Origin of the sequence: Chromobacterium sp. (genome assembly GCF_041912965.1) — a bacterium.
GTDB classification, from domain to species: Bacteria; Pseudomonadota; Gammaproteobacteria; order Burkholderiales; family Chromobacteriaceae; genus Chromobacterium; species Chromobacterium aquaticum.
Window position 1 is genome coordinate 83,260 of sequence record NZ_JAYSGF010000008.1, and the last position, 23,001, is coordinate 106,260.

Below are 23,001 nucleotides of genomic sequence, written 5' to 3' on the forward strand. Positions count from 1 at the left end.
GTGATGGACCTGGCCAGCTTATACCATTGGTATTGCAGTGCAAGCACGGATTGCGCGCTTGGCATGCCCTACCCGCTGCCTGCTCAGCCGAACAGCCTTTCCAGCAAGCTGGGTTTGCGCATTTGCAACAAGGGCTCCGCGCCCAGCAGCAAATCATCGATCAGGCCCGGATCGGCGCGCGGCTGGCGCGCCTGCGCCGGATTGGAGCGTCCGGACGGCTCCAGCGCCAGGTAGGGGCCCCGCCGCGACAGCCGATAGCCGCCGGCGCAGCTGGGACAGAACAGCTCGTCGCCGTCGGCCGCGCTGCGCGGCACCGCGATGATGGGGCCACAGCCCTGGCAGCACTGCAGCGGAATGCCCGGCTCGCTATGGCCGATGATGTGGTCGAAACGGCCCGCCTCGCCCAACTGGATGAAACGCTCTCCCAACTCGCTGTCGAACTGGCTGCCCAGGTTTTCCCGGATGATGGCCAGCGCGCGCTCCTTGGGCATGCCGCGCCGATACGGCCGGGTGCTGGTCATCGCGTCGAAGGCGTCGGCGATGCCGACGATGCGCGCCGCCAGCGGGATGTCCTTGCCCCGCAGGCCCAGCGGATAGCCGCGGCCGTCCGGGGTTTCGTGGTGGCGCAGCACCGCGTCCAGCGCCAGTTCCGCCAGCGGGTGGTCGCGCAGCAGGTCGGCGCCCACTTGCGGATGGGTCTTGATCACCTCGTACTCAGCGTCGCTGAGCTTGTCCGGCTTGTTCAGCACCGCGTCCGGCACGCCCACCTTGCCCAGATCATGCAGGAATCCGCCCAGCGCGATGCGCTCCACTTCCGACTGCGACAGGCCCAGGCTGTCGGCCAGCGCATAGCAAAAGCGCGATACCCGCCACAAATGCCCGCCGGTATAGGCGTCGCGCGCCTCCACCATCATCGCCATCGTGTACAGCGTTTTCAGCAGTTCCTGCGCCTGTCGCATCGCCATGTCCTCGCATGCGGTGAAACCCGGCCGCGAGAGCGATATCTGCAAGCGCCCCGGCGGCGTCTCGGGCCGAATGATTTCAATATGGCATATCAATGCGGCTTTGCTGCACTGGCAGCAATACGACAGTGTCGCGGCGAAAACTAGAGCATTCATTCCATTTGCATGAAGTTTTCATTTTTCTTGGCTAGCCTAGGCGACACGCGGTCCACGCGCAGCGTCCGGGCCGCGCGTTCACGCCGCCTGGCGGCGTTCCACACGAGGAGACAACAATGAAATCACTGCTATTGCTGAGCCTTGCCCTGAGCCCGCTGGCGCAGGCCGCCGCCCAGGAACCGATACAGCCGGACCCGCGCTACAGCCACGTGCTGTCTTCGTCCGGCCCGCTCAGCCGCGAGCAATTGCTGAAGACGGCGCCGCCGGCGCCGATGAGCCGCGTCGCGCGCGGCGACGCCAATATCGAACTGATGTCGGTGCCCGGCCCGGCCACTTACACCTATCTGCGCTGCTATTACCGCACCGGCGGCAGCGCCACCAAGCCCACCACCGACTACGCATGGGCCCTGGACCCAAGCAGCGGCGACTACTACCGCTTGAACGGCTATTGGTGGTCCAGCAGCGCGCTGGACTGGAAGAATATGTATTACACCGATGTGGCGCAGAGCACGCTGCAATCGGTCTGCCGCGGCACCTTGCAGAAAAAGGGCATCCAGCAGAACCCGGCGATGGTGTTCGCCGCCGACAACCAGCTGTCCTTCAATTACACGGTGTGGACCAATGACAAGGCCGGCCAGGGCGCGGCCATCAACAAGATCGTCGCCTTCGGCGACAGCCTGTCCGACAACCAGAACGTCTATAACGCCTCGATGTGGACGCTGCCCAACCGCAACAGCTGGTTCCTCGGCCATTTCAGCAACGGTCAGGTGTGGGTGGAATACCTGGCCGGCCGCCTGCAACTGCCGGTCTATAACTGGGCGGTGGGCGGCGCCGGCGTGGACACGCAAAAGCTGGTGATTCCTGGCGTGCAGCAACAGGTGCAGTCATGGAAGGACTACATGAAGCAGGCCCGCGACTACGATCCGGCCAGCACGCTGTTCACCATGCTGATAGGCGGCAACGACTTCGTGAACTACAACAACTCGGTGGACAAGGTGATCAGCGGCCAAAGCCAGGCGCTGACCAGCCTGATCGACGCCGGCGCGCGCAACATCCTGGTGCTCAATCTGCCCGACGTATCGCGGGCGCCGGTGTTCCAGTTCAAGTCCGGCGCCACCCAGGTGGCCGCCCAGGTGCGTGACTATAACCAGCGCCTGAACGCGCTGGCCGCCCAACTGCGCCTCAAGTACGGCAGCGGCCTGAATCTGCGGGTGTTCGACAGCTACGCGCTGTTCAACCAGGTGCTGGGCAATCCGGCGCAGTATCAGTTCAGCAACACCACCCAGTCCTGCCTCGATATCAACGCGGACTCCGGCGCCAATTATCTGAGCGCCCAGAACGCGCGCGCCAATTGCGTGAATCCGGACAGCTTCGTGTTCTGGGACACGCTGCACCCCACCACCCGCACCCATAAAGTGCTGGCGGACGAGGTATACGGCTTCCTGAACGGCCGCGCCGGCTTTGCCGCGCTGCCGCGACGCTAAGCACCGCCGACCAACGGCCAAGCCGCACCATTCAACAGGCCGCCCGCGGGCGGCCTGTTGTTTTGCAAGGCCTTTTTCGGCCATGCATTTGAGCGCGGCCGCGGCAACGCATACAATGAAGGATTTTCCGGCGCGCCCGCCTCTATGCGGCGAGCCGGCCCGGAACCGCAAGCGAAGGCCCCCGATGTCCTCCCTGACCCCATTGCTGCAACGCGCCGAAGCCGCGCGCGCAGAATTGATCGCCCGGCTGCAAGCCGAAGACACCAACTGTTACCGGCTGTTTCACGGCAGCGCGGAAGGCGCCCCCGGCCTGACCGTGGACCGCTACGGCGAGCAACTGCTGGCGCAGAGCTTCCATCAGGCGCTGAGCGATGCCGAACTGGCGGAGATTCGCGCTCACTACCAGGCCAGCCATCCCGGCCTGCCGCTGATGTACAACGACCGCAGCGCCGGCAACTCGCGCATCGGCAACGCGCTGACGCTGGAACAGCAGGCCGAGGCCGAAGCCGACCACACCATCCGCGAACTGGGCGTCAACTACCATTACCGCGCGCGCCACAAAGGCCAGGATCCGTGGCTGTTCCTGGATCTGCGCGCCGCGCGCCGCCATGTGATGCAGCTGGCGGCCGGCAAGAGCGTGCTCAATCTGTTCGCCTACACCTGCGGCGTCGGCGTGGCCGCGGCCAAGGCCGGCGCCAGCTTCGTGATGAACGTGGACTTCGCCGAATCCAGCCTCAGCGTCGGCCGCGCCAACGCCAAGCTCAATCTGCTGGCCACCCGCCCGCGCTGCGTGCAGAGCGATGTGTTCGCCGCCATTCGCCAGCTGTCCGGCATCGGCCAGCCCGAGCGCGTGCGCGGCAAGAAAATGCCTCCTTTCCCCAAGCTGGAAGCGCGCCAGTTCGACCTGGTGTTCCTGGATCCGCCGCGTTACTCCAAGAGCCCCTTCGGCGTGGTGGACCTGATCAACGACTACCAGGCGCTGTTCAAGCCGGCGCTGCTGGCCACCGCGCCCGGCGGCACGCTGATCTGCTGCAACAACGTCGCGCAGGTGGATGGCGACGCCTGGCTGGAAGCGCTCACGCGCAGCGCGGCCAAGGCCGGCCGCGAAGTGCGCGCGGCGGAATGGATCACTCCGGACGCGGACTTCCCCAGCCCGGACGGCAAGCACCCCTTGAAGATCGTCGCGCTCAGCGTCTGAGCTGTGCTCTTGACGGCGGCGGGCCCCGGCCCGATTGCCGCGGCCAGATCCAATCTCGCCAAACGCCCGCCCTGCGCGGGCGTTTTTGCATAAAAAACCACAGCCATTCAGCCATATGGCATTTTTACGCATATCTTAAAATTACCGTTTATTTTCACCTGTAGATACTTAAAGATTCCGTTACGGCATCAAGCCGCGACTGCCGCGCTAGACGGCACACGACAGACAGCTTGACTCAAATCACGTATCGGGAAAGTACAATGAAACCTCAACTGCTACGCGGCCTGCTGGCCGCCGCCGGCCTGTTCGCCGCCAGCCAGGCCCATGCTCAGCTGGACCCGCAACTGGACTATCTGTCCCCGGGCGGGCCGCTCAGCGAAGCTCAGGTCAAGGCCGCGCCGACCAAGCCGGCCGTGGCGATGGGAGCCGCCACCTACACCTATCTGCGCTGTTATTACCGGCTGGACATGAACGGCGCCAAGCCGCAAACCAGCTATCACTGGGCGCTGGATCCCAGCAGCGGCGACTACTACCGCGTCAACGGCTACTGGTGGTCCGGCAGCATCGTCGCGCTGAAGAATATGTTCTATAGCGACGTGACCCAGGACACCCTGGCCGGCGTCTGCCAGAAAACGCTGGCGGCCAAGGGCATCAGCCGGCCGGTGGCGCTGTACGCCGCCGCCAACAACCAGCTGTCCTACAACCACACCATCTGGAGCCAGGACAGCGCCAGCCAGCCGGCGCGCGTCAACAAGCTGATCGTGTTCGGCGACAGCCTGTCCGACACTCAGAATATGTACGGCGCGTCGCAGTGGAAGCTGCCCAACGCCAAGAGCTGGTTCATCGGCCGCTTCAGCAATGACCGGGTGTGGGTGGAATACCTGGCCGAGCAGTTGAACTTGCCGATCTACAACTGGGCGATAGGCGGTTCCGCCGCCGACCAGCACCTGGTGGTGCCCGGCCTGCTGCAGCAGGTGGAGTCTTGGTCGCAATACATGCAGAAAGCGGCCAACTACCGGCCGGAAAACACCTTGTTCACCATGCTGATAGGCGGCAACGACCTGCTCAACTACGGCCGCACCGTGGACCAGGTGATCGCGGACCAGAGCAAGGCGCTGGAGCGTGTGATCAACGCCGGCGCGCGTCACATCGTGGTGCTGAATCTGCCCAATCTGGCCCGCACCCCGGCGGCCCAGGCCAGCGGCAAGGCCGCCGCGCTGGCGCCGCAGGTGCGCGATTACAACGCCAAGCTGGCGCTGCTGGTGACTCAATTGCAACAGAAATACGGCAGCACGCTGAAGCTGAACCTGTTCGACAGCAACACCTTGTTCGACGACTTGCTCGATCACCCGGCCAAGTACCAGGTCAGCAATGCCACCCAGTCCTGCCTGGACATCGCCGGCAACGCCAGCCTGCCCTATATCTGGGAACAGAAGCCGCGCGCGGAATGCGGCAATCCGGACAGCTTCGTGTTCTGGGACGTGCTGCATCCCACCACCCACACCCATAAGCTGTTGGGCGGCTATGTCGCCAACTTCGTCAAGGCGGCGGACCCGGTGGTTTCCGCCACGGCGGCGCTGAAGGCGCGGCGCTAAGCGCCGGCGACGGCTCTCCTCCCCAAGCCGCCGCCATCACGCGGCGGCTTGGGGTAAGATGCCGGTTTCAGCCGGACATCCCGCCATGCACCCAGCCCAGCAGACCACACTGAAACCCTGCCCCAAATGCGGCGCGCCCGCCCTGCTGATCAAGGCCGGCTCCCGCCGCTTCTGGGTGCAATGCAGCCGCTACCCGGACAACGGCAATTGCAGCGCCATCGGCGCCCAGGCCGACAACAAGAAGGAAGCCATCGCCAACTGGAACGCCAGCCGCTGAGCACATCATGAATATCTCGCCTTATCTGCTGACGCCGCTGCTGCTGGTGTTGTCCAATGTATTCATGACCTTCGCCTGGTATGCCCACCTGAAGGACATGTCGTCCAAGCCCTGGTGGCTGGCCGCATTGGCCAGCTGGGGCATCGCCTTGTTCGAGTATTTGCTGCAGGTGCCGGCCAACCGCGCCGGCTACGGCACGATGACGCTGTCGCAGCTGAAGATCATTCAGGAAGTGATATCGCTGTCGGTGTTCATACCGTTCGCGGTGTTCTACATGAACCAGCCCTTCCGCTGGGATTACGTCTGGGCCGGACTATGCCTGGTGGGCGCGGTCTACTTCATGTTCCGCGGCTGAAGCCGGCTACTGGTTGGCGCGCACCCAGCGGTGCCATTGGGAGAACAGTTCCGGATTGAGCGCGGCGATGGCGGAACGCTTCCAGATCACATCGCTCCAGTAATCGTCACTGTTGAGGCTGGCGATCTGGCCGCCGGCCTCTTCCAGGATCACCGCCCCGGCGGCGTAATCCCACAGCCGCTGGCCGCCATGAAGATAAAGATCGTAGCGGCCGGCCGCCAGATAACACCAGTCCAGCGTGCTGGAGCCCAGATTGCGCAGGCTGCCGCAGGGGCAGGTGCTGCCGATGCGCGCCGCCAGCTTGCCGGAGCGCAGGTATTTGACTTCGACGCTGGCGATGGCGTCGCACATGGTGTTGACCACGGTTTTCAGCGGCAGGCGCTGGCCGTTCAGATAAGCGCCCTCGCCGCGGCTGGCGTAGAACATTTCCTGCGACACCGGATTGTAGATCACGCCCAGCCGGCTCTTGCCGCCCACCATCAGGCCGACGGAAATGGCGAAATACGGCAAGCCATTGACGAAGTTGGTGGTGCCGTCTATCGGGTCCACCACCCACAAGCCATCCTGATTTTCCGCCCACAGCCGGTCCTGCTCGGCCAATTCCATCTCCTCGCCCAGCACCGGGTGCGGCAGGATGCGGGGCAAGGCGGCCTGCAAAGCCTGCTGGCAAGCCATATCGGCCTCGGTGAACAATGTGCCGTCGTCCTTGCGGCTTTTGCCCACGCGCAAAAAGCGCGGCATCACCTCGTCGCGCGCCACTTCCCTGAGCACCTGCATCACCTGTTCCAGCACCTGCATCCGTTTTCCCCCAAGGCCGCTACAATCCCATTTGCTGCAATTGCAGCAAACAAAGCAAAATACCGATATCAACAGCGACTTTCAATACGTGATGCCCAGGTTTTACATTGACGCCGACCTTAGCGTCGGCCAAACACTGGCCCTGCCGGACACGGTAGTGCGCCATGTGCAGGTGCTGCGGCTCAATGCCGGCGACGCCATCACCCTGTTCAACGGCCGTGGCGGCGAGTACTCGGCCATGCTGGACGCGGTGCTGAAGCGCGATGCCCATTGCCGCATCGAAGGCTTTGACGACGTTTCACGTGAAACACCGATCTGGATGGGTCTGGCTCAAGCCATTTCCGGCGGCGACAAGATGGAGTTCACGCTGCAAAAAGGCGTGGAAATGGGCGTGTCCGCGTTCCAGCCCATCGCGGCGGAGCGTTCCATCGTCAAGCTCTCCGGCGAGCGCGCCGACAAGCGCGTGGCGCGCTGGCAGGAGATCGTGGTCTCCGCCTGCGAGCAATGCGGCCGCAACAGCATTCCTCAAGTATTGCCGATTCTATCGCTGGAGCAATGGCTGAAACGGCTGCCGGACGCCGATGCGCGACTGATCCTGTCGCCGGTCGGCACTCAGCGCCTGGCCGACATCGCCGCCGCGCCGACGCGCGCCTGGCTGATGGCCGGCCCGGAAGGCGGCTACTCCGCGCGCGAGGAGGCCGCGGCGCTGGATGCCGGCTGGACCCCGCTGAAGCTGGGGCCGCGCATCCTGCGCACCGAAACCGCGGCGCTGGCGGCGGTGGCGGCGATGCAGACGGTGTGGGGGGATTACCGCTAGGCTGAACCGCTTGCGCTTAGAGCCTGTTCACGATCTCGCGAGCAAGAGCGAGACAAGGCGAAAACAAGCGAAAAAGCGGAATGTACACGTGGTACATGAGCATTTTGAGCTCGTACTCACCGTGCAATGGCTCACGAAGCGCAGCAGACTTTGAACAGGTTCTTATAGAAAACGCAGCGGATCGATCTTCCACTTGTCCGGCGACTCGTGCTTGACGATGCGATCGCCGCCGCCGAAGCCCATGCCGCGCCCCAGATCCACCAGTTCCGGCGGGATATAGACATTGCTCTTGGTGCTGAAGAACACCTTCACCTTGGGCGAGATCAGATTGCTCTCGTTTTGCTCCACCACCACGCCCAGGCGGCCGCTCTCCAACCGCACCAGGGTGCCCACTGGGTAAATGCCTATGCTGCGCATGAAGGCCTGCACCAGCTGCGGGTTGAAATGGAATTTGGACCACTCGTAGATCTTGCGCAGCGCGTCGGTGGGCGCCATGCCCTTGTGGTAGCAGCGATCCGAGGTCAGCGCGTCATAGACATCGACGATGGCCGCCATCTGCCCCAGCTGCGAGATTTCCTCGCCCTTGAGTCCGGCCGGATAGCCGCTGCCGTCGTGGCGCTCGTGATGCTGCGCGGCCACCAGCACCGCGGTTTCTGAAATGCCGGTGGTTTGCAGCAGGATCTGCTTGCTCTCCACCACATGGCATTTCATCACCGCGAATTCCTGTTCGGTCAATTTGCCCGGCTTGTTGAGGATGCGGTCCGGAATCTTCATCTTGCCGATATCGTGCAACATGCCGCCGATGCCGGCATGGTGTATCACTTCCTTGCTCATCCCCATCGCATTGCAGAAGCTGACCATCAGCGCGCCCACGCTGACCGAATGCTGGAAGGTGTAATTGTCCTTGTCCTTGATCCGGCACAGCGACAGCAACGCTCCGCCGTTGCGCAGGATGGACGAGGTCATCTTGGACACCGACGGCTCCACCATTTCCAGTTCCACCTGCTTGCCCAGCCGCACATCCTTGAGAATGCCCTGGATGATCAGGTTGGCCTCGCTATGTATCATTTGCGCGCGGCCAAACTCGGCGCCGGCCTCCACCTGCCGTTCCAGTATGCTTTTATGGCTGCCGAATTCGCGGATCTGCTCTTCCAGCTGCTTTTTCACCTCGGTGGCGGTGGGCGCGGAAGGCAGATCCAGACCCTTGCGGGTATCGATGTACACCTCGTGAATGCCGGAATCGGCGATCTTGTGGATCTCCTCCTCGTTCTTGATCAAGAAACGCTTGAGCAGGAACGGGTGCGACATCCAGTCGCAATTCAAGTCATGGATATACATCCCCACCTTGAGATCGGCCACCTCTATGCACTTGATCATTCTGTGCTCTTTTCCTGCCGCGCCAGCGCGCGGCCATGTCTCCGCCGTTCGATCAACCCGCCAGCGCGGGGCGTCTCTTTCAGAATCAGCCCGGCCACCGCCATTTGCAAGTTGATCCGTCAGCCGGTTCGCAAATAAAGATAAACGCGCGGCCGGGCGCATTGAGCGCGATTCGGCCGCAAAGCCAGCTAAATAGCGCAGTCCGGCACCGGCTGTCACGCGGCTGTAAATATTGCCGCGCCGCCGGTTGTGGCGCGGCTTCCACGCGCCGGCGCGGACAAGGCCGGCTTTTAGCGCGTCGGCATGGACCGCCCGGGGTCAATGGCTTTAATGTCTATAAATAAGGGCAAGACGCCGGGCCTCGCCTCCGCTCGAGCGTCGCCGTGGCAGCGCGCCAGATAACAGGTTTCGCAAAGGCTTTGGGGAAGAAGCATGGAAAAACAGAATTGGGGCCATCTGAGCACCCGCATCATCGTGGTGGCCGCGGCCGCCATTGCCGTCGGCTTCGCCGTCATGATCGGCCTGATCGCCTGGCAGAGTTACAACTCGGCGGTGGACCAGGGCTATAAGCTGGCCTCGGAGCAAGCCAGCAGCTACGCCAAGGACGCGGAAAGCGATTTCGCGCGCAATTTCACCATCCCGCGCCACCTCGCCGACGCGGTGCAGGGCATACAGCGCGTCGCGCACCCGGACCGCAAGCTCGCCGACAATATGATCCAGCAGCTGCTGGACAATGCGCCGCAATCCGTGGGCCTGTGGATGCTGTGGGAGCCCAATGCCTTCGACGGCAACGACAACGCCTTCCGCCTGGATTGGCCGCGCCACGATCCCACCGGCCGCTATCAGCCCTATGTCACCAAGAACGACAAGGGCAAGGCGCAGATGGACGTGATGATGTCGGCGGATCGGGTCAAGGAGTTTCCCAAATTCAAGGAACACCCGGACAGCTACCAGCCGGACTACGAAAAACCGGGCTGGGGTGATTTCTATTACGTGCCCAAGCAGCGCGGCCGCGACACCATCACCGAGCCCTACCCCTACGAGGTGCAGAACCGCAAGATTCTGGAGAGCTCGCTGGCGGTGGTGATGAAGGATGCCGCCGGCAAGATGCTGGGCGTGTCCGCCACCGATATCGCGCTGGACGATCTGCAGAAGAAGTTCGGCCAGATCCGGCTGTATGAAACCGGCTACGTCAGCATGCTGTCCGAAGGCGGCCTCTACGTGGTCAATCCCGATCCGGCGCAGCTGGGCAAGCCCGCGGCCAAGGACGGCCCGCTGGCGCCCTACCTGGCCAAGGTCAAACAGGGCGAGGACTTCGTCTACGAAGCCGGCGGTTTCACTCATTTCTTCCACTCGGTGAAAGTGGCCAATACCGGCCAGTTCTGGACCTTGGGCGTCAGCATTCCCACTGCCGCCATCACCGCCGACGCGCGCCGGCAAAGCCTGACCGCGGTGCTGATAGGCGTGGTGGCGCTGGCGCTGATCCTGCTGGTGCTGGCCGGCGTGGTGCGCGCGCTGACCCGGCCGCTGAACCATCTGGCCGCCACCATGGAGCAGCTGGCTTCCGGCAAGGGCGACCTGACGATACGCATCCCCATCCGCAACCGCGACGAAATCGGCCGCACCGCCGACGCCTTCAATCGCTTCATCGCCAGCCTGCGCGATATGTTCGTCGACGTGCGCGAGCAAAGCCAGGCGGTCACCGCGGCGGCGGTCTCGCTGCAGGAATCGGCGCGGCAGGTGGAAAGCGCCTCCGCCTCGCAGTCGGACGCCGCCAGCGCCACCGCCGCCGGCGTGGAACAAGTCACCGTCAGCGTGCAGCACATCGCCAACACCTCGCAGCAGGCCGAGGACACCGCTCGCGAAACCGGCGCGCTGACCGAGCGCAGCGTCGCCACCGTCAATCAGGTCACCGCCGAGATCCAGCGCATGACCAGCAATATGCAGGCGCTGGCGGAGCGGGTGAACGGCCTGGGCGCGCGTTCGGCCGAGGTCAGCACCATCGTCAACGTGATCAAGGACATCGCCGACCAGACCAATCTGTTGGCGCTGAACGCGGCGATAGAAGCGGCGCGCGCCGGCGAGCTGGGCCGCGGCTTCGCGGTGGTGGCGGACGAGGTGCGCAATCTGGCCGGCCGCACCGCCGAGGCCACGGTGGAAATCAGCCGCATCGTCAACGCCATCGGCCAGGAAACCCGCGACGCGGTCAGCGATGTGCAGAAGAGCACCCAGCTGGTGGGCAATAGCGTCGCCATCGCCGAGGACGCCAACCAGGCGATGCAGACCGTGCTGGACCGCAGCCACGGCCTGGTGGGCAGCATCGTCGACATCGCCGCCTCCACCCGCGAGCAATCCGCCGCCAGCCTGGAAATCGCCCAGAACGTGGAGCGCATCAGCAGCATGGCGCAGAGCAATAGCGAAGTGGTGCGCCAGGTGGCGTCCTCGGTCAGCCATCTGCGCGAATTGTCGGCGCGGCTGGAGGCGCTGGTGGGCGATTTCCGCACTTGAACCCCGGGCCATGAAAGGACGACCCTGATGACGGCAATCGACTGGTGGCCATTCGTCGCCGCCTCGCTGCTGCTGGTGGTGACGCCGGGAGCCGGCACCCTGTCGATACTCGGCGCGCTGAGCGGCGGCGGCTTGCGCGCTGGCTACGCGGCCCAGGCCGGGCTGCTGGCCGGCGATCTGATCCTGATCGCGCTGGCCGGCGGCGGCGTGGCGGCCTTGCTGGCCGCTCACCCCGGCTGGTTCGAACTGCTGCGCTACGCCGGCGCGCTGTACCTGGCCTGGCTGGGCGCCAAGCTGCTGCTGGCCCGTGGCGACAGCGCCACGGCGGCCGCGCCGGCGCAGCGCGGCGCCGGCGCCTGTTTCCGCCGCTCGCTATTGATCACCCTGGCCAATCCCAAGGCCATTCTGTTCTTCATGGCCTTCTTTCCGCAGTTCCTGGACGCCGGCCACGCCGGCGCCGCCGGTTTCGCTCAGCTGGCCGTGGTGTTCTGCCTGATCAATATGCTCTACCTGGCGCTGCTGGTGTGGCTGGCCGGCCATCTGCGCCGCCGCGCGTTCGCCCCTGGCGGCCGTCTGCTTCTGAACCGCCTGTTGGGCATCTGTTTTCTGGGGCTGGGAATCAAATACGCGCTGCGCTGAGAACCCGTTTACGATCTGCCGCGCGTCGAAGATACAGTGTGACAAGCGCGCTCAAGGCACTTCCCGACACGGGAAGTGTCCCTTTTCTGCCATCAATTTCGATAAATGCGACACGGATCTTACCGCCGCGCCGGAATTGGGATTACAATCCCGCAATTTTGTTCGGACCGCAGGCAATGACCCACGCAGCAGCTCTTCCCGCACGACGCACCGCCCGCCACGGCGGCGACTTGGCGTTGGCTCGAGGCCTTGCCGTTCCCGAACCCCAGCGCAGTATGAAAACAAGCTCCTGATCCCAGGGGCTTTTTTTTTATCCGCGACTCATAAAGCCACTATTGAAAGGACGCGACCATGGCCAACCCCCTCTACCGCAAACACATCATTTCCATACCGGACTTCAGCCGCGAGGAACTGGAGCTGGTGGTGGCCACGGCCGGCAAGCTGAAGCAGCAGCCGCGCAACGATCTGCTGAAGGACAAGCTGGTGGGCAGCTGTTTCTTCGAACCGTCCACCCGTACCCGGCTGTCCTTCGAGACCGCGGTGCAACGGCTGGGCGGCAGCGTCATCGGCTTCGCCGACGGCGGCAACACCAGCGCCAAGAAGGGCGAAACCCTGGCCGACTCGATCAAGATCATCGCGTCCTACACCGACGCGGTGGTGATGCGCCATCCCAAGGAGGGCGCGGCGCGGCTGGCCAGCGAATTCTCCGCCGTGCCCATCATCAACGGCGGCGACGGCTCCAACCAGCACCCGACCCAAACCCTGCTGGACCTGTTCACCATCCGCGAAACCCAGGGCACGCTGGAAAACCTGACCGTGGCCTTCGTCGGCGACCTCAAGTACGGCCGTACCGTGCACTCGCTGACCCAGGCGCTGTCGTTGTTCGGCGCGCGCTTCTACTTCGTCGCGCCGGAACAGCTGGCGATGCCGGACTACATCTGCGAAGAACTGGACGAAAAAGGCATCCAGTACACCGTGGTCGGCAGCCTGGACGATGTGATTCCGCAAGTGGACGTGCTGTACATGACCCGGGTGCAGCGCGAACGCTTCGACGAGGCCGAGTTCAAGAAGATCCAGGGCAAGTTCGTGCTGCGCGCCGACATGCTGCACAGCGCCCGCACCAATATGAAGATACTGCACCCGCTGCCGCGCGTGGACGAGATCGAAACCAGCGTGGACGCCACGCCGCACGCTTATTACTTCGAACAGGCCAAGAACGGGGTCTACGCGCGCCAGGCGCTGCTGTCGCTGGTGTTGAACGAGACCGTCTGATTCAGGAAAAGGAAACCATCATGCAATACACCCGCACCGTAGAAGCGCTGAAGCAAGGCACCGTCATCGACCACATCCCGGCCGGCCAGGGCCTGACCATCCTGCGCCTGTTCAAGCTCAGCGAAACCGGCGAGCGCGTCACCGTGGGGCTGAACCTGTCCAGCCGCCACATGGGCGCCAAGGACATCATCAAGGTGGAGAACATCGCGCTGTCGGAGGAGCAGGCCAACGAGCTGGCGCTGTTCGCGCCGCAGGCCACCGTCAACGTGATCGACAATTTCGAAGTGGTGAAGAAACACAAGCTGGCGCTGCCGGACACCATCGAAGGCATCTTCTCCTGCCCCAACTCCAACTGCATTTCGCATAATGAGCCGGTGACCAGCTTTTTCTATGTCAAACCCCAGGCGCGCGACACAAAAATGAAATGCAAGTATTGCGAAAAGGTGTTCAGTAGGGATATCGTTGCAGAGGTGCGCTAAGTCGTACAAGGGTGAATAGAGAAATATCAAGAAAACACTGCATTCGACAGTGGTAAAAAGCACGAGCAAGCGCCGCAGTCATCTGCGGCGCTTCTCATTTCCGCACTGGACGACCCGATGCCCCGCCCGGCCGCCTTGCTTCGCCAGCTCCACCTCCCCGACCTGCCCGCCGCCGTGCTCATCGGCCTGCTGGGCGCCGCCGCCGTATCCGGCTTCCACTTGGCGCTGAACGCGCTGGAACACCTGCTCACCGGCATGAGCGGCAGCCTGGTCGGCATCGCCCGCCAACTGCCCGCCTGGCAACGCGCCGCCCTGCCCGCCGTCGGCGGCCTGCTGGCCGGCTTGGTATTGCAACACGGCCTGCGGCTGGCGCGCGGCTCGGCCGGCGGCGACTATCTGGAAGCGGTGCGCGTCGGCGACGGCCGCCTGGGCCTGCGCACCGTGCTGATCAAATGCCTGTCCTCGCTGTGCACCGTCGCCTCCGGCGGCTCCATCGGCCGCGAGGGCGCCATGGTGTCGCTGGCCGCGCTGGGCGGCTCGCTGCTGGCGCGGCGGCAGCGCCTCTCCCTGCCGCGCCGCCGCCTGCTGGTGGCTTGCGGCATCGCCGCCGGCTGGTCCGCCGCTTACCACGCGCCGCTGGCCGGCGTCTTGTTCGTCTGCCAAGTGGTACGGCCGCGCCGGCGCTGGCGCGGCCTGCCGCCGCTGATCGTCGCCTCGGCCGTCGCCAGCCTGGCCTCCGGCGCCTGGTTCAAGCTGCCGGCGATCTACCACGTTCCGCCGCTGCCGGCGCTGACAACGACGGCCCTGCTGGCCTACTGCCTGGTGGCCTGCGCGCTGGGCCTGCTCGCGCCGTGGTTTCTGCAAGCGATGAACGCCGCGCGGCGCGCCTTCGCCGCCATCGGCCTGACCTTGCCGGCGCGCATGGCGCTGGGGGGATTGATCGTGGGAAGCCTGGCCTGGTTCTGGCCGGAAATGTGGGGCAACGGCTATAGCACGGTGTCCGCGCTGCTGACCGCCGCGCCGCTGTGGCAGACCTTGCTGGCCCTGCTGCTTTGCAAGCTGCTGGCCACCGCGGCCACCAGCGGCTCCGGCGCCGTGGGCGGAATCTTCACGCCCATGCTGTTTGTCGGCGCCGCCGGAGGCGCCTTGATCGGCCTATCGTTGAACGCGCTGTGGCCCGGCGCGGCGCCGCTGGCCGGCGTCATCGTCACCGGCATGGCGGCTTTTTTGGCCGCCACCGCGCAAGCGCCGTGGCTGGCCGTGGTCATGATGCTGGAGATGACCGCCAGCTTCGGCCTGACCGCGCCCTTGCTGCTGGCCTCCTGGCTGGCTGCGCGCCTCAGCCGCCGCTTGCTGGGCGGCCGGGCGCTATATGACGGTCGTTAGAACCTGTTTACGATCTACGCCTCCTCGCAAGGCCGCCTCGCGTGACCGTGAACCGGCTTATGGCGTCGCCGGGCCCTCGCTGGCGCCATCGATGAAACGTTGCAAGAACACCAGGTCCAGCCAGCGGCCGAACTTGAACCCCACCTGCGGCAGCATGCCCACTTGCTGGAAGCCCAATTTTTCATGGAAGCGGATCGAACCCTCATTGGCGGCGTCCACCGCGCCCACCATGGTGTGCTTGCCCAAGGCCTTGGCGCGCGGGAACAAGGCCTGCACCAAGGCGGTGCCTATGCCCTTGCCGCGGGCATCGGCCGACAGGTGCACGCTGTGTTCCACGGTAAAGCGGTAGCCCGGCTTGACGCGGAAATCGCCAAAGCTGGAAAAGCCCAGGATCTTGCCGCCCTCTTCGGCCAGCAGCACCGGGTAGCCGGCGGCGGCGCGGTCCTGGAACCACACGGCGAATTCGCCGGCGGACAGCGGATCGTCGTTGTAGATGGCGGTGGTGGTGGCGATGACCTCGTTGTAGATGTCGAGAATCGCCGCCAGGTCTTCCAGCGTGGCGTCACGGATAATCATGTTCTGTCCCTTGCGAATATGGCTTGTTGTACGGATCGCTGGCGCATGCGCCGGCGCTGATCCTTGGAATGCAAACAGTGTACCAGTAGCCGTGTCAGGCGGCAGCCGCCGGCTTTTTACGCGGGCTGCGCTTCTTGCGCACCGGCGTTTCCGGCGTCGCTTCGGGCTCGGGCGGCGCGGACACGACGGCAGGCAGCGCCGGTTCGCCGTCCTGCTTGAGCCGGATTTCACAATGCAGCTTGGAGCCGTTGCGGCTTTCCTGCACCGTCAGGAAATCCAGCTTCTTCACCATTTGCGATAGCCGGGAATGGCCATAAACACGCGGGTCGAACGAGGGGTCGTTCTTGGCCAGATAAGTGCCCACCACCGATAACTCGGCCCAGCCGCTGTCGCGCGCCACCGCCTCGATCGCATTGGTGAACATGTCCTGCAGCGGGTGGCGCTCCTTCTCCGGCTGCGGCTTGGCGCGGCTGCGGGTGCTGCGCGCCTTGGGCCTGTCGCCCGCGCTCTTGGCCGCCGGCTCCGGCCGCAGAATCTCGGTGAACACGAATTTGTCGCAGGCGGCGATGAAGGGCCGCGGCGTCTTGGACTGCTCGCCCAGGCCGATCACCATCAGGCCGGACTCGCGCAGCCGGGTGGCCAGGCGGGTGAAATCGCTGTCGGAGGACACCAGGCAGAAACCATCGAAATTGCCGGTGTAGAGCAGATCCATCGCGTCGATGATCAAGGCGGAGTCGGTTGAATTCTTGCCCTTGGTGTAGGCGAATTGCTGAATCGGCGAAATCGCGTATTGATGCAGCACTTCCTTCCAGCCCTTCAATTGACTGGTGGTCCAATCGCCGTAGGCGCGCTTGACCACGGCGGTGCCGTACTTGGCCACTTCGGCCAGCAGTTCGGCAATCAGCGCCGACTGTGCGTTGTCGGCGTCTATCAATACCGCCAGTTTGCGGTTTTCCATGCTTGATTTCCGTAATGCGACCGAACCATGCTAAAACCGGCGCTCGCCGCTGTCAAAACCGGCAAACGGCGCCGCTAGGGCAGCCCGCCATGCAAGGCCTGCTCGACGATGGCGGCAATCCGTCCTTCCCGTTTCATCCGTTCCAGCACGGCGTTGAGTTGCTGGATGAAATCGTCCTGATACGGGTAGCGCTGGGGTCCGCGCTTGCTGAAGCCGATATAGGCCTGCTCGCCGTTCAGGCTGACCGCCTCCACCAGTTCGCCGCGCTGACTGGCGTTGATCGCGCCGCGCCGCTGCAAACGGTCCAGCATGTAGTGGATGGACAGCTTGTCGTTCAAATAACAATCCATGCGTCCATTGATCAGTTTCAACAGATTGCCCCGCGTGTCCGGCGCCTCGTCCAGCTGGATCTCGCCGCGCTGCACCGCTTGCCAGAACGCCTTGCCGCCGGGCCGGAAACCGGTGTTGTTGCCAAAGCGCAGACCAAGGAAATCCGCCGGCCAGTGCTGCCGAGGCGTGCGCATCACCTCCGCCCGGCAATACACCACCACCTGCTCCTGCCAGAACGGCGCCGAATAACTCATGTACTCGCGCTCCGGCCGGTAATACGGCGGCGACAGCGCCATGGCGCGGCCGGCTTCCAGCTCGACCAGGCCGCGCTTCCACGGCACCGGCCGCAACTCGATGCGATAGCCTTCCATGCGCTGCGACGCCGCGCGCAGCACCTCGTTGTAAACGCCCACCGCGCGTCCATCCGCCTCGTAGGAATACGGCGGATAACCGTTATCGGTCAGCACCACGACCTGGCGCGGCGGGACGGTGGCGCCCAGCGCCAAGCCGGCCCAGCACAGCAGTAAGCCGCATCGAATCATTTGAATGACATATCCCGTGTCGATAAACACTTTATAGCCGCTGCGCCGCCCGGCGTTGGCACGAGTCTTGCACTGACGCCAGTCATCCATCGTTCCCGCCGCGAGGCCGCCATGAAACTGTTTTCGCGCAATACCGCCGCCGCCACCAGCGAAGTGGTGATGTTCAACTACCGCCGGCCGGTGCGCGCGCGCCAGGTGGCGCTGGGCAGCGGCGGCCGCCTATGGCTGATAGAGGCGCTGGACCCCACCCACAATGTCTGGGTGTGGCAGGACGAATCCAGTCAGGCCGAGGCCGCGGTGGACACCGCGCGCCGCCTCAGCCTGATGCTGAACTGACCCATTCTGGTGCATCGGCACCAAGCTGGCGCGATGCGGCAATAAAAAAGCCGCCTCAACGGGCGGCTTGTGCGATGAAGCGTGGCTTGATCATTTCTTGGCGATGTTCTTGCCGAAACTTTCCGCCGCGGCGCGCATCTTGGGCAGCAACACCGGTTCGGCGGCCTTCAGCGTGTCGCCGGCGATGGTGTTGATGATCTGCGGCTGCTGCTTCAGCAGCTTCTGACCGGCGGCGGTCTTGTAGAAGGCGTTGATCTGCTTCAGTTCGTCGGCGCTGAACTGGGCGCTGTAGGCCTTGGCCACTGTCTGCTCGAACTGCTGCTTGGCCGCGCTGGAGCCAAAGTAATCGCTGGCCAGCTTGTGCACGTTCTCGCCGTAGGTCTTGAAGCCTTCCTGCGCTTTCTTCTGTTGGGCTTCGCTCAGCTTGATCTTGTTCTTGACGAAGTATTCCTGCAGCAGCGGCATCGCGCTGGCGGTGGTGCGCTGCGCCAGTTCCGGCAGCATATTGTTCAGGCTCAGCGTGGCGGACAACTCTTTGACGGCGGCGTCCTGAGCGGCGTCGGCGTGCGCCAGCAGCGGCAAGGTCAGCGCCAGGGCGGCCAGGCCGGCTTTGAGCGGGCGTGATGCGAACATGTGGAATCCTTTGGCTTTGAGTTGGAAACAGCTGGCGCCGGCGCTGCCGACGCGAAAACACCGGCAGTGTGACACCCCCGCCGCCGCAGGTCAAAAAAGCCGTGGCGGCGCGCGGCTAGCGCCCGGCTGCCGCGGAAGCCGGCGACTGCGGCCCCAGCCAGCCTTGATATGCGCCGATATTGTCGCGGGTGATCAGCTGCACCGGCACCGTCACCGTGCGCGGCTTGAGCTTGGGATTGGCCAGCAACTGGCGGCCCAGCTTCACCGCCTCCACGCCCATGGCGTAAGGCGCCTGGCTGGAAGAGGCCACGATCTGGCTATCGCCGCGCAGCGCTTTCTCGATGTCCGGCGAGCCGTCCACGCCGGCTATCATCACTTCCTTGCGCCCGGCCGCGCGCGCCGCCTGTTCCGCGCCCAACGCCTGGCGGTCGTTACTGGCGAACACGCCGTTGATCGCCGGGTAGCGCAACAGCAGCTGCGTCATCAGCCGCTTGCCGCCCCAACTGGACGCCAGCCCGCTCTCCTGATGACTGAGCAGCTGGATCTTGGGAAACGCGGCCAAGCTACGGCGGCAGCCCGCCACCCGATCCCAGACCGAGGACACCGGCGGGCCGTTCTGGATCACGAAGTTGCCCTCGCCATGCATTCGCTCCGCCAGATAGCGGCAGGCCAGCACGCCGGCTTGCAGATTGTCGGATTTGACCGTTCCGTCGGCGCCGGCTGCGTCCACATCCACCGCCACCACCCGCACCCCGGCCTGCTGCGCCTCGCGCACCAACGGCGCCACCGCCTTGCTGTCCGCGGCCACCAACAGGATCAGTTCCACGCGCTGGCGCAGCAATTGCCGCACCTGCTCCTGCTGCCGCTCCAGGCTGAAGTTGGCGGACAGCGTGGTGATCTGGGCCTGGGGATTGAGCGCGCGCGCCTCCTGCAAGGCGCCGCGCGCGACGATCTGATAAAAGGGGTTGTCCAGCGCCCCCACGGAGATGCCGATGCGGCTCGGCGGCGGCGCGGCGTTGGCGGCCCCGGCCAGCAGCGGCCAGCAACAGGCAAGGAATCGGCTCGGTTTCATGGCCACCCGGGATGCTTGAATGCGTGTCACCCCAGTTTAGACCACGCCGCTCCCGCTGCGAAAGCGCGCACAACGCCCGCTCGACGTCTCGCGGGCGGCAGATCGCAAACAGCTTCTCAGAGCCTGTTCAAAGGCTCGCGAGCAAGGACGAGACCAGGCGAAAACGAGCGAAAAAGCGGAATGTACACGTGATACATGAGCACTGAGCTTGGTTTCAACGCCCATTTCTATCCATCCCGCCGACGCGCAGCAGATCGTAAACAGGTTCTCAGGCCGCCTGGCTCAGGCTGGCCCTCACCCGCTGCGCCAGCAGCTCCAGTTGCAGCCAGCCTTCTTCCCACTGGCAGTGGCCGGACTCCACATTGATGTGGCCGGCCTGGCGCAGCCAGGCGATGGGCGTGCGCCAGTAGCCGGCCAGCCGCGCCGCGCGCGGCGTCTTGCAGAACGGGTCATTGCTGCTCGCCACCATTCTGGCTGGAAACGGCAGCGGCTGGCGCGGCGCCGGCGCGAAGCCCATCAGCTCGCGCGGCACGAAGGGGCGTTCCACGTCCGCCGGCGCCACCAGCAGCGCGCCGGCAATCCGCCGCGGCTGACGCTGCGCGTAATGCGCCACCGCCACGCAACCCAGGCTGTGGGCGATGACGATGACCGGCTTGCGCGCCAGCGCCAGCGCCCGATCCAGGCCTTGCAGCCAATCCTCCAGCTGCGGCGCGTCCCAATCGCCGGTCTCCACCCGCGTAGCGCCCAGCCGCCGCTGCCAATGGCTTTGCCAGTGCCGCGGGCCGGAGTTGCGCCAGCCGGGCTGAATGATCAAGTCGAAATCGGCCAGCGAAGGTTCCATCGCTCAGTTCCTCAAAGGTTGAATTCGCACTGTAGGCCGGCTTTGATATTTCTGGAAATGATATAGAACAAGATGTTTATTCCGTATATCTATAAAAAGACCTACTTCATATAGATTTATTTGGAATTTAAAGATGAAAAACAATCACTTCTGGCGCTAAAACATTTCTGATTAGATGCAAGCATCGTTCGCTTTCCCGGGAAACCGCCATGCCTCGCCTCACCCTTCGTCACGCCCTGCTGTCCCTATCCTTGCTGAGCGCCGCCGCGCCATTGCTGGCCGCCGAGCTGCTCAATGTCTCCTACGACCCCACTCGCGAGCTGTATCAGGACATCAACAAGGCCTTCGCCGAGCAATGGAAGAAACAGGGCGGCGACGTCGCCATCAAGCAATCGCACGGCGGCTCCGGCAAGCAATCGCTGGCGATCCAGCACGGTCTGGAAGCCGATGTCGCGACGCTGGCGCTGGCCTACGACATCGACGTGCTGGCGGACCAGGGCCTGCTGCCCAAGAACTGGCAAAGCCGATTGCCGGACAATAGCTCGCCCTACACCTCCACCATCGTGTTCCTGGTGCGCAAGGGCAATCCCAAGGGCATCCGCGACTGGGGCGATCTGATCAAGCCCGGCATCCAGGTGATCACGCCCAATCCCAAGACCTCCGGCGGCGCGCGCTGGAACTACCTGGCGGCCTGGGGCTACGCGCTGAAACAGCCCGGCGGCAACGAGGCCAAGGCCCGCGCCTATGTAGGCGAGCTGTACAAGCATGTGCCGGTGCTGGACACCGGCGCGCGCGGCGCGACGCTGACCTTCGCCCAGCGCGGACTGGGCGACGTGCTGCTGGCCTGGGAAAACGAAGCGGTGCTGGCCGTGAAGGAATTGGGACCGGACAAATTCGACATCGTCACCCCCTCGCTGTCCATCCTGGCCGAGCCGCCGGTGGCGGTGGTGGACAAGGTGGCCGACAAGAAGGGCAATCGCAAGCTGGCCGAGGCTTATCTGAAGTTCCTGTACACCCCGCAGGGCCAGACCATCGCGGCGCAGAACTACTACCGCCCGCGCGACGCCAAGATCGCCGCGCAATACGCCGGCCAGTTCCCCAAGGTCAAGCTGTTCACGCTGAAAGACACTTTCGGCGACTGGCGCGGCGCCCAGCGCAAGCACTTCGCCGACGGCGGCGTGTTCGATCAGCTAATCGCCAAGAAATAGCGCGCCCCTCAATGCGAACAGCCCGGCAACGCCGGGCTGTTGTGCTTGCGGGAACCGCGGATCAGGCCGCCTGGCTTTCGCGCCAGGTCAGCCATACCCGCATATCGAATTCCAGCTGGTGATAGTCCGGCTCCATATGGCAGCACAGTTGGTAGAAGGCCTTGTTGTGGTCCTTCTCCTTCAGATGAGCCAACTCATGCACCACGATCATGCGCAAGAACGGCAGCGGCGCGTCGCGGAACAAGGCGGCGACGCGGATTTCGTTCTTGGTCTTCAGCTTGCCGCCCTGCACCCGCGACACAAAGGTATTGGTGCCCAGCGTGCCCTTGACCGGGTGCTGCTGGTTGTCATACATCACCTTGGCCGGCAAGGCCGCGTTTTTCAGATAGCGCTGCTTGAGCTCGGACACGTACAGGTACAGCGCCTTGTCGGTCTGCACCTCATGGGGGTCCGGATACCTGCACGCCAGCCAGGCGCCCAGCTGGCCGGAGTCCAGCAGCGCCTGCACCTGACCGAGCAAGGCGGCGGGGTAGTGCTGCAAATAATTGAGAGTCGGCATCACGCCATTGTAAAACGATGCGGCGGCCAGGTGTTGCGGCGGCGCAAACCGGCGCTACAACAAGCGGGACGGATCATCCCACTGATAGCTGAGCGCCAGCGCGCGGCTGCCGGCCGCGGTGTCCACCTCGCGCGGCGTCGACGCCACGCCTCCCAGCGAGCGGTAAAAACCGCAGGCGGCGTGATTCGCCTGGTACACCCACAGATACAACGGCCTGCCCGGCGCGACGCGCAGCGCCTCCGCGGCGGCGGCGGCCATCAGCGCCCGCCCCACGCCGCGCCCCTGCTGCCCCGGCAGCACATGCAGATTGTCCAGGTAAACGCCGCGTTCCGGCGCCTCGTCCGGCAGTAGACAGACGAAACCCACCGACTCGCCGTACCACAAGGCCAGCCGCACCCACGGCGGCGACGCCGCGGCGAAGCGCTGGCGCCACAGCGTCAGGCGTTCGTCCCAGGCGCGCTGGTCCAGGTATTCATCCGGCAGGATGCCGCGATAATGCTGCTGCCAGCTGGCGACATGCAGAGCGGCGATCCGCTCGACATCACGAGCATCGGCCGCGCGCAATAACAGCCTCTTGGTCATGTTCACTCCCCTGTCACGGTGGTTCCACGCCAACGGCCCGACTGGCTCTGGTCACGACCGC

General features: G+C 64.4%; 24 protein-coding genes. 13 read left to right on the top strand and 11 right to left on the bottom strand.

Annotation, left to right across the window (positions count from 1 at the left end; all coding sequences use genetic code 11):
• Positions 1–83: 83 nt before the first annotated feature.
• Complete coding sequence (locus tag ACE3QM_RS06295) at positions 84–959, bottom strand: HD-GYP domain-containing protein (protein WP_374420986.1); 876 nt, start codon at positions 957–959, stop codon at positions 84–86.
• 275 nt (positions 960–1,234) lie between these two features.
• Between ACE3QM_RS06295 and ACE3QM_RS06300 the strand changes: the two genes are divergently transcribed.
• The 5 genes from ACE3QM_RS06300 (at position 1,235) to ACE3QM_RS06320 (ending at position 6,027) form a co-directional block, all read left to right on the top strand.
• Positions 1,235–2,602, top strand: coding sequence for an SGNH/GDSL hydrolase family protein (locus ACE3QM_RS06300; RefSeq protein ID WP_374420988.1), 1,368 nt, complete (start codon positions 1,235–1,237; stop codon positions 2,600–2,602).
• Positions 2,603–2,786: 184 nt separating this feature from the next.
• Positions 2,787–3,800, top strand: a complete 1,014-nt coding sequence (locus tag ACE3QM_RS06305) for a class I SAM-dependent rRNA methyltransferase (protein WP_374420990.1) — start codon at positions 2,787–2,789, stop codon at positions 3,798–3,800.
• Positions 3,801–4,060: 260 nt separating this feature from the next.
• Positions 4,061–5,395 (top strand): SGNH/GDSL hydrolase family protein, encoded by a 1,335-nt coding sequence (locus ACE3QM_RS06310; RefSeq protein WP_374420992.1) that lies wholly within the window; start codon positions 4,061–4,063, stop codon positions 5,393–5,395.
• An 85-nt stretch (positions 5,396–5,480) separates the two neighbouring features.
• Positions 5,481–5,672, top strand: a complete 192-nt coding sequence (locus ACE3QM_RS06315; RefSeq protein WP_048408465.1) for a Lar family restriction alleviation protein — start codon at positions 5,481–5,483, stop codon at positions 5,670–5,672.
• A 7-nt stretch (positions 5,673–5,679) separates the two neighbouring features.
• Positions 5,680–6,027 carry a DMT family protein gene (locus tag ACE3QM_RS06320; protein WP_197081375.1) on the top strand — a complete coding sequence of 116 codons (348 nt, stop codon included), beginning with the start codon at positions 5,680–5,682 and terminating at the stop codon, positions 6,025–6,027.
• Between the two features lie 6 nt (positions 6,028–6,033).
• Here ACE3QM_RS06320 and ACE3QM_RS06325 read toward each other — a convergent pair whose 3' ends face one another.
• Positions 6,034–6,819, bottom strand: coding sequence for an inositol monophosphatase family protein (locus ACE3QM_RS06325; RefSeq protein ID WP_197081382.1), 786 nt, complete (start codon positions 6,817–6,819; stop codon positions 6,034–6,036).
• 97 nt (positions 6,820–6,916) lie between these two features.
• Between ACE3QM_RS06325 and ACE3QM_RS06330 the strand changes: the two genes are divergently transcribed.
• Entirely contained in the window at positions 6,917–7,642 is a 726-nt protein-coding gene (locus ACE3QM_RS06330) for a 16S rRNA (uracil(1498)-N(3))-methyltransferase (protein ID WP_374420995.1), read from the top strand.
• Between the two features lie 162 nt (positions 7,643–7,804).
• On the opposite strand, the gene ACE3QM_RS06335 is transcribed toward ACE3QM_RS06330, so the two are convergent.
• On the bottom strand, positions 7,805–9,019 hold the full coding sequence (locus tag ACE3QM_RS06335; RefSeq protein ID WP_048408467.1) for an HD-GYP domain-containing protein: 1,215 nt from the start codon (positions 9,017–9,019) through the stop codon (positions 7,805–7,807).
• A gap of 432 nt (positions 9,020–9,451) precedes the next feature.
• On the opposite strand from ACE3QM_RS06335, the gene ACE3QM_RS06340 reads away from it, so the two are divergent.
• The 5 genes from ACE3QM_RS06340 to ACE3QM_RS06360 all read left to right on the top strand — a co-directional run bounded on the left by ACE3QM_RS06340 (position 9,452) and on the right by ACE3QM_RS06360 (position 15,303).
• A complete protein-coding gene (locus ACE3QM_RS06340) occupies positions 9,452–11,527 on the top strand; it encodes a methyl-accepting chemotaxis protein (RefSeq protein WP_374420997.1) in 2,076 nt (691 codons plus the stop codon).
• A gap of 27 nt (positions 11,528–11,554) precedes the next feature.
• Positions 11,555–12,166 (top strand): LysE family translocator, encoded by a 612-nt coding sequence (locus tag ACE3QM_RS06345; protein ID WP_048408469.1) that lies wholly within the window; start codon positions 11,555–11,557, stop codon positions 12,164–12,166.
• Between the two features lie 351 nt (positions 12,167–12,517).
• Positions 12,518–13,438, top strand: coding sequence for an aspartate carbamoyltransferase (gene pyrB / locus ACE3QM_RS06350; protein ID WP_048408470.1), 921 nt, complete (start codon positions 12,518–12,520; stop codon positions 13,436–13,438).
• A 20-nt stretch (positions 13,439–13,458) separates the two neighbouring features.
• Positions 13,459–13,917, top strand: a complete 459-nt coding sequence (gene pyrI / locus ACE3QM_RS06355; RefSeq protein ID WP_048408471.1) for an aspartate carbamoyltransferase regulatory subunit — start codon at positions 13,459–13,461, stop codon at positions 13,915–13,917.
• A 117-nt stretch (positions 13,918–14,034) separates the two neighbouring features.
• Positions 14,035–15,303: a chloride channel protein gene (locus tag ACE3QM_RS06360; RefSeq protein WP_374421000.1), complete on the top strand. Its 1,269-nt coding sequence runs from the start codon at positions 14,035–14,037 to the stop codon at positions 15,301–15,303.
• 57 nt (positions 15,304–15,360) lie between these two features.
• Here the strand turns inward: ACE3QM_RS06360 and ACE3QM_RS06365 are convergent, their stop codons facing one another.
• The 3 genes from ACE3QM_RS06365 to ACE3QM_RS06375 form a co-directional block, all read right to left on the bottom strand.
• On the bottom strand, positions 15,361–15,879 hold the full coding sequence (locus ACE3QM_RS06365; protein ID WP_231461126.1) for a GNAT family N-acetyltransferase: 519 nt from the start codon (positions 15,877–15,879) through the stop codon (positions 15,361–15,363).
• Positions 15,880–15,973: 94 nt separating this feature from the next.
• The gene (locus tag ACE3QM_RS06370; RefSeq protein ID WP_374421003.1) at positions 15,974–16,837 is read right to left on the bottom strand and encodes an NYN domain-containing protein; all 864 of its coding nucleotides are present in this window, start codon (positions 16,835–16,837) and stop codon (positions 15,974–15,976) included.
• A 74-nt stretch (positions 16,838–16,911) separates the two neighbouring features.
• Positions 16,912–17,709 carry a substrate-binding periplasmic protein gene (locus ACE3QM_RS06375; RefSeq protein ID WP_374421005.1) on the bottom strand — a complete coding sequence of 266 codons (798 nt, stop codon included), beginning with the start codon at positions 17,707–17,709 and terminating at the stop codon, positions 16,912–16,914.
• A gap of 111 nt (positions 17,710–17,820) precedes the next feature.
• Here ACE3QM_RS06375 and ACE3QM_RS06380 point away from each other — a divergent pair, with 111 nt between their 5' ends.
• Positions 17,821–18,045 carry a hypothetical protein gene (locus ACE3QM_RS06380; protein WP_374421007.1) on the top strand — a complete coding sequence of 75 codons (225 nt, stop codon included), beginning with the start codon at positions 17,821–17,823 and terminating at the stop codon, positions 18,043–18,045.
• Between the two features lie 90 nt (positions 18,046–18,135).
• On the opposite strand, the gene ACE3QM_RS06385 is transcribed toward ACE3QM_RS06380, so the two are convergent.
• The 3 genes from ACE3QM_RS06385 to ACE3QM_RS06395 form a co-directional block, all read right to left on the bottom strand.
• Complete coding sequence (locus ACE3QM_RS06385; RefSeq protein WP_374421009.1) at positions 18,136–18,678, bottom strand: DUF2059 domain-containing protein; 543 nt, start codon at positions 18,676–18,678, stop codon at positions 18,136–18,138.
• A 115-nt stretch (positions 18,679–18,793) separates the two neighbouring features.
• Complete coding sequence (locus ACE3QM_RS06390; protein ID WP_374421011.1) at positions 18,794–19,750, bottom strand: substrate-binding domain-containing protein; 957 nt, start codon at positions 19,748–19,750, stop codon at positions 18,794–18,796.
• Positions 19,751–20,018: 268 nt separating this feature from the next.
• Positions 20,019–20,591, bottom strand: coding sequence for an RBBP9/YdeN family alpha/beta hydrolase (locus tag ACE3QM_RS06395; RefSeq protein ID WP_374421013.1), 573 nt, complete (start codon positions 20,589–20,591; stop codon positions 20,019–20,021).
• Between the two features lie 209 nt (positions 20,592–20,800).
• On the opposite strand from ACE3QM_RS06395, the gene ACE3QM_RS06400 reads away from it, so the two are divergent.
• Complete coding sequence (locus tag ACE3QM_RS06400) at positions 20,801–21,799, top strand: sulfate ABC transporter substrate-binding protein (protein ID WP_231461130.1); 999 nt, start codon at positions 20,801–20,803, stop codon at positions 21,797–21,799.
• Positions 21,800–21,860: 61 nt separating this feature from the next.
• Here ACE3QM_RS06400 and ACE3QM_RS06405 read toward each other — a convergent pair whose 3' ends face one another.
• Complete coding sequence (locus tag ACE3QM_RS06405) at positions 21,861–22,358, bottom strand: M48 family metallopeptidase (protein ID WP_374421015.1); 498 nt, start codon at positions 22,356–22,358, stop codon at positions 21,861–21,863.
• A 54-nt stretch (positions 22,359–22,412) separates the two neighbouring features.
• Positions 22,413–22,940, bottom strand: coding sequence for a GNAT family N-acetyltransferase (locus tag ACE3QM_RS06410; protein WP_231461131.1), 528 nt, complete (start codon positions 22,938–22,940; stop codon positions 22,413–22,415).
• Positions 22,941–23,001 lie beyond the last annotated feature (61 nt).